The 5,959-nt window shown below is 44.7% G+C and carries 8 protein-coding genes; all 8 read right to left on the minus strand.

Features of this window, described 5'->3' with window-relative positions:
* Positions 1 to 319: 319 nt before the first annotated feature.
* Positions 320 to 901 (minus strand): ECF transporter S component, encoded by a 582-nt coding sequence (locus tag PGX44_RS13555; protein ID WP_246415259.1) that lies wholly within the window; start codon positions 899 to 901, stop codon positions 320 to 322.
* Positions 902 to 1,259: 358 nt separating this feature from the next.
* Entirely contained in the window at positions 1,260 to 1,550 is a 291-nt protein-coding gene (gene rpmA, locus PGX44_RS13560; RefSeq protein WP_186502577.1) for a 50S ribosomal protein L27, read from the minus strand.
* An 18-nt stretch (positions 1,551 to 1,568) separates the two neighbouring features.
* Complete coding sequence (locus PGX44_RS13565) at positions 1,569 to 1,880, minus strand: ribosomal-processing cysteine protease Prp (RefSeq protein WP_186502576.1); 312 nt, start codon at positions 1,878 to 1,880, stop codon at positions 1,569 to 1,571.
* Positions 1,880 to 2,191 (minus strand): 50S ribosomal protein L21, encoded by a 312-nt coding sequence (rplU, locus tag PGX44_RS13570; protein WP_186502575.1) that lies wholly within the window; start codon positions 2,189 to 2,191, stop codon positions 1,880 to 1,882. The genes PGX44_RS13565 and rplU overlap by 1 nt, the downstream gene beginning before the upstream one ends.
* A gap of 306 nt (positions 2,192 to 2,497) precedes the next feature.
* Positions 2,498 to 2,929, minus strand: a complete 432-nt coding sequence (locus PGX44_RS13575; RefSeq protein ID WP_498855789.1) for a hypothetical protein — start codon at positions 2,927 to 2,929, stop codon at positions 2,498 to 2,500.
* A gap of 152 nt (positions 2,930 to 3,081) precedes the next feature.
* Positions 3,082 to 3,540, minus strand: a complete 459-nt coding sequence (locus tag PGX44_RS13580; protein WP_498855790.1) for a hypothetical protein — start codon at positions 3,538 to 3,540, stop codon at positions 3,082 to 3,084.
* 125 nt (positions 3,541 to 3,665) lie between these two features.
* Positions 3,666 to 4,103: a hypothetical protein gene (locus PGX44_RS13585; RefSeq protein WP_498855791.1), complete on the minus strand. Its 438-nt coding sequence runs from the start codon at positions 4,101 to 4,103 to the stop codon at positions 3,666 to 3,668.
* A gap of 581 nt (positions 4,104 to 4,684) precedes the next feature.
* Positions 4,685 to 5,065, minus strand: coding sequence for a hypothetical protein (locus PGX44_RS13590; protein ID WP_498855792.1), 381 nt, complete (start codon positions 5,063 to 5,065; stop codon positions 4,685 to 4,687).
* Between the last annotated feature and the right edge of the window lie 894 nt (positions 5,066 to 5,959).

Raw genomic sequence — 5,959 nt, forward strand, 5'->3', positions numbered from 1 at the left:
CGGCTCTTTCGAGCCAGTGATCCTCATTCGTTTTTATAGGGGCGTTATTTCACAGCCCCGTTCTTCGATTTCCATGCTTTCCCAAAATGCTGTCCCCGCGTGCTTTCCCTGAGGGGAAAGCACCCGTTGTTTTTACAACAGGGGATAGAGGCGAAACGGAGTAGCCCTAAAAGTGAATAGATACATGAGGCCGCAAGGGAGAGAGGCCATCCCAGTAGTCCAAAATGCTGTCCCAAAACAGCGAGGGAGAGAGGCCGCCCAAGTAGCCACAACAAAAAACCAGCCCGGCAATAAACCAGGCTGGCTATGATACACATTATTAATTTGCTTTGAGTCCGGCACGGTGGAGGGCCATGACGATCGGCGTTACGATGAGGCCTGATACAATGGCTTCCGGAATACCGTTGACGACGGTAATACCGGCCATGATGTTGATGACGTTCATAAAAGGAATACCTTGAGCTTCTGCATAAGGCACTCCGACGAGAGCTGTAAAGGAGCCGAGGAACAGGACGGTGTGGCAAATGGTCGTAGCAACGGCTGTCGTAGCCACACGGACAGGTTCACGCAGCTTTAAGTGTTTATAGAGTTCATAGGCAATAACACCAATGAGGATACGCGGCACAATACAGATAACAGCGTCAGCAACGACGTTGTACTGAACGGCAAAGAGCATGAGTGCGCTCGGTGCCTGCAAGGTACGGACAAACGAGAAAACACCAAACATAAAACCGACGATCATACCGACGCGGCGGCCGGCCGTAATGCTGCCGATAATCGTAGGAATATGAAGAATCGTTGCGTTCATGATAATCAAGGGAATGAAGCCATAGCCTGTCATACCCAGGAAAATCGTAATAGCCGACAATAAGGCGGCCACAACCAACTGACGTACACTCATAAAAGTATTTTGCTGATACGGTAATGCTTTTGCTTTATTCATTTGAAATTCCTCCGTTCTCACTCCCCTATGCGGGAATGCAAGTCGAACAACCCAGTATATCTGTGCTCTTTTCATCATGGAGGCAGTGGTTCAGCTCGCTACGATACCGACCAGCCCCGTCTGTCATGACGTTTTGGCACTGTGGATAGTGTAACACACTTGTCCTCTCGTGACAATACATTTTTCAACTTTTGTGAAAAAAATAACGTATCGTTCCCTATGCCGTTTGTGCATATATCGCAAAACAGGCTGAAATAGAGATGACCAAAAAAATCCCTGCTGAGATAACTCCGCAGGGATTCGTGGTATCATGCAATTAAGCTTCAGCTTCAACCGGATAGATGCTGACTTTCCGGTTATATCGGCCAGCACGTTCAAAAGCAACTTTACCAGCAGCCAAAGCAAATAACGTGTCATCTTTGCCGATGCCTACGTTAGTGCCCGGATGGAAGTGAGTGCCGCGCTGGCGAACGATGATGTTGCCGGCTTTAACAATAACACCGTCATGGCATTTGACACCAAGACGTTTGGATTCACTGTCACGGCCGTTACGCGTGCTGCCTACACCTTTTTTATGAGCGAACAGCTGCAAATCAAAATTGAACATTTCGTTCACCTCCTGACGTTATGTGCCGAATGCGACGTATTCGCCGTATTGACGCACAATTTCCTGTAGACCCAGTACCATCGTATGAAGAATAACTTCAGCCTCCGGTACGGATTTCTTCACATGTACGGATAAAAATCCATCATCCTGCCCATACGTGATGCTTTCCTCGCCTGCATATTCCAGCAGACCCAAAAGCGCTGTCTGTGCCAGTACAGAGACGGCAGCACAAACAATATCACTACCGCTTTCATCGTAGTCCGCATGACCACGAATCTGAAAGCCGCTGAGCCGGTTGTTTTTATCATACTGTAAGGTAATGGTAATCATTAGCCTTCGATTTTTTCGATGACAACCTTAGTGAAAGGCTGACGATGGCCCTGACGACGACGGTAATCGGACTTAGCTTTGTATTTGAACACGAGAATCTTCTTTTCCTTGCCCTGTTCGAGTACTTTGCCAGTAACCTTAGCACCTTCAACAACAGGAGAACCAACTTTAACATCCCCGTCATTTACAACTGCCAATACCTGATCGAATACTACTTCGGAATCAACATCGTTAGTGAGTTTTTCAACAAAGATTTTGTCGCCTTCCTGAACACGATACTGTTTTCCGCCCGTTTTGATAATAGCGTACATAGTGACACCTCCTCATCAATATACTCGCTGAATACGGCGCCTTGCGGACTTAAATGCCTCTTCATGCGGCTTATCTTCATAGCCACTTGTGCATGCTACGACTTTTACATTATAAGCCACCAGACACGACCTGTCAAGGAAAAGATTTCAAAGAAGGCCGGTTCGAAATGAACAGGCAATTTTTCAACATTTCCCCAATATAGTCAGGTTATCTTTGTCAATCAAAAACAAGAAAGCGCCCCTGTTATTCGTCATAGCCCACAATCCGTGGCCATGATTTCGGCGTATATGCAGGCGAATAGATGCTTATTGTTGCTTCACAAAAAGACATGCACCAAGAAGGCTTGTCAATAGGACAACGGTCCAACCCAAAGCCAAAAGCGTCTTATAGGAAATCCGATATTTCAGACCGTCGCTTTCCATTGTTTCTTTTTCCCATTTTACACCATGGCCAAAGAGGATCATACCTATTCCCATAAAACCACAGCCGCAGAGTAACGTAAAGATAGATTGAATGCGTTCCCACATGGCACCATACATAATCAAGGAGCCAGCCAATACGGAGAAATAGGCACTTATTTTGCATTTTCGTTCTATATCATTGAACCCTTTATTTTCTTTCAGCACTCTTATTCCAAGGCCAAAAAGGAAAATCACCATGGCAATGCCTGCAGCTACGAGTTTCCACACCGCTACCGCACCGGCCTGATTTGACAGAAAAAGCCTTACGTACTCCATGGCACTCATCTCCTTCGTCAGGACGTTCTAACAGGCAAGTAATGTCCGGCCATCTTTATTCTACGATTCTCATTATGACCGGCTGCTCAATATCTTGAATGGCACATAGTTCACTCTGTCCCTTTATCCGGGTTTCTTTGTTGCGCATACGCTTAATACCTTGCTCCAAATAAACGTTCCACTGGCGTTTTATAATAATAGCTTAGACTGAAATCATACTCATCAGTTACCTTAATAACACAAGCATACGTATCGTTTTCCAATACAGTTACATAACGTGTATCCTCTATGGTACTTTCAACCCGTTTGTGTTTTACCTGAAATCCCATTTCTTCAAGGCATTCTATAATCTTAGCTTCCTTCACTGGATTCTCACTTTTGTAAATAAGCCGCAAAGAATGTATGCCGCCTCTGTCTGAGGCTAAAGTCCGTTCTTGCTTATAGTCAGCAGGCAGGTCCATCTGAGTTGCCTGTGTCACTAACATTCTATCGATTTCTTTTCCATCCGGATCGAAGATAAACGAAGCAATATCACCCACCCGCATCATAAGTGCAGCAAAGCTTATAAGTATAAGTATGCCAAGGCGAACTCTATCGATGGATTTCCTCATGCTATCCTCCCCTTGAAAATGCATGCCATCAGTAATCTCCTGCCATTTTTTTGCTTTGTCTTATCTCCTTCCGGCAGCAAGTCTTGTGCCCAACTACAGCATCGCATAGGACACTGTTATCCTCTTTATCTCACAACTCCCGATTGCAAGAAAAACGGCTGGTCTTGCCAATCCGTTTCATGGATACAGGCTATAGTCCAGGCAAAAGACCTGTCAAAAATGTAGCTATCTTTAGGCAGGAACGATCTATTTTCGCATAAGTCAGTAAAATTCATGGCTAGACACACCTGCTTAGTAAATTTCCAATAATCAGGAATCCATATCCTCTCGCACAAATGGATATCCCAAAACCCAAAAACTTCCTTTAGGATGTCCACATAAGTCAGGATTTCAGGCCAACGAATCTGATGAGATATTTTCAGGCATTCCCAGATGTATCCTATATAGCACCAGCCATCAGAAAATAGCTTCAAATGGCTAATCGCCTTGTAAGCTTCCATATCAACAAGCGTAGCAATATACCAGTCCCTGCATTTCTCAGACATGAAATCATCGAAACGCATAGATTGCCTCCATCCTTCAAGGATTTCCCATAATATATATGCTGCTCACAGCCTCCGCTTCCGTCATTTGATTGTATTGTATCACAAGGAACCAGGACAAACCCATCGTAATTTCCGATACTTACAGCATTTTTTTTGTAACAGGAAAAGAAAAAAAGTATTAGTCCAAATTTTGTGGTGTGGTTACCCCTAGTCCAAATTTTGTGGTCTCTTTTTCTAGTCCATTTTATGTGGTCATCCTAGTCACACTTTGTGGTTTCACTGTTTACACTTTGTGGTCCCGTCCCTTGCAATAAAAAAGCTCCTCCTTAGAATGAAAGTATCACCCATCCATTTCTAAGAAGGAGGAAAGACTATATGTCTCTAGATCAGTTTATCACAAATATGTTGAACATCAAATCCTAACAAATTCAAGAATCATTTACCCTCAGCGAATCGAAATCACATACCTAAGGAGATGGTTCTCCGTATTTTCGACAGGCATGTATGTATTGCACGCTAACTCTTACCTGAAATCCGTGAAGAACCAACAGAAAAGCCATTAACCATCATTAAACAGCTAAGGGCAAATGTGTTACCATTTACGCATCCAATGGCTGCATCAGTTCGTCATTACGCAGTAGTTGCAGCAACTGCTCTTTGTCCTCCGGCGTCGTGACGCGATACTCCTGTTCGGCGTACCACAAGGCGTCCCTTTCGTCTACTATCTCCGGTGCTGATGCCATAATGTACGGATTTTTCATGGCATACGCCTGAATCGCCTCACGCTCTGCCATGAGCACGCCCATATCCAAAAAAGCATTGATTACGCTGCAGGTATACTGTTTCGTGTCTTCCAGTCGGTGAAACTCATCATCTGATGCGACCAAAATATCCTCTGCCGTCAGAACTCGTTTCCAATTCGTCTTCAATCCCCCAGCTGCTATCTCCTCGAGCCAACCCGCCGGTAATGCCAAAAACATACTCATTCACTCCTTCCCATCGCACGCGAAATAATTATAGTTTTATTATATCACATTGATAAGTTTTAGAGAACAAAAATCCAGTCGAAAACTTGGCTGATAGGCGCGTGAGATGAATTAGTTTTAAGTATAAAGCAACATAGCCCTGCCTTAGCAGAATCATGCGTTCTGCTAAGGCAGGGCTATCTCTTTTTCCGTCCCCTTAAGGGGCGCAATACGCCTGTGTGCGTATTGCGGTTCGTGCGGCCGCAAAAGGCCGCATGAAGGGGGACAATGTTTAGAAACAGGACATCAAGGCGGTGCTGGAGGACGCCGACTTCTTTGTTTCCGTCCCCTTACGGGGCTAATGTTTAGAAACGCGAATGCATTTTCGTAAAATACTCACTTGAAAAAGATAGTGAGTTTCCGTCCCCTTACGGGGCTAATGTTTAGAAACAAATGGTTAAGATGGTAGGCATTGGTTTACAGTGCGATGCCGAGTTTCCGTCCCCTTGCGGGGCTAATGTTTAGAAACAAAGGGTCAGAGAAATAGGCAAATCATAAAGGCCTTTAGGTTGTGTTTCCGTCCCCTTACGGGGCTAATGTTTAGAAACCCTATCTCCCGGAACCCGCATTCTTATGCGGCTCAAATGGGCATTATCGGCGCAGATGGAAAATGCTGTCATGACAGCGCTTTAATTTGTTAAGAAAATGCTCACGAGGCCAGTGTTTATGCAGGCCGGCGCTGTTTTAACATTTTCGGGCATGCCACTACGTATAGTATACAGGGTATCACGTTTTTCGGCAAGATTATCACGTCAAAAAACAGATGGTCAGCGCATTTTTTATAAAATAATATAATGGGCCCCTTGTCAAGACCACGTTCTAAAATTTTAAGAGTGGCAGTAAGCAGAA

This window comes from Caecibacter sp. AF58-12pH5A (genome assembly GCF_027681725.1).
GTDB lineage: Bacteria > Bacillota > Negativicutes > Veillonellales > Megasphaeraceae > Megasphaera > Megasphaera hominis.

Bases quoted from the DNA above. Each gene is read 5' to 3' on its own strand.
- PGX44_RS13555 (WP_246415259.1), bottom strand. From the start codon at position 901: ATGAGTGTACGTCAGTTGGTTGTGGCCGCCTTATTGTCGGCTATTACG.
- rpmA (WP_186502577.1), bottom strand. From the start codon at position 1,550: ATGTTCAATTTTGATTTGCAGCTGTTCGCTCATAAAAAAGGTGTAGGC.
- PGX44_RS13565 (WP_186502576.1), bottom strand. From the start codon at position 1,880: ATGATTACCATTACCTTACAGTATGATAAAAACAACCGGCTCAGCGGC.
- rplU (WP_186502575.1), bottom strand. From the start codon at position 2,191: ATGTACGCTATTATCAAAACGGGCGGAAAACAGTATCGTGTTCAGGAA.
- PGX44_RS13575 (WP_498855789.1), bottom strand. From the start codon at position 2,929: ATGGAGTACGTAAGGCTTTTTCTGTCAAATCAGGCCGGTGCGGTAGCG.
- PGX44_RS13580 (WP_498855790.1), bottom strand. From the start codon at position 3,540: ATGAGGAAATCCATCGATAGAGTTCGCCTTGGCATACTTATACTTATA.
- PGX44_RS13585 (WP_498855791.1), bottom strand. From the start codon at position 4,103: ATGCGTTTCGATGATTTCATGTCTGAGAAATGCAGGGACTGGTATATT.
- PGX44_RS13590 (WP_498855792.1), bottom strand. From the start codon at position 5,065: ATGTTTTTGGCATTACCGGCGGGTTGGCTCGAGGAGATAGCAGCTGGG.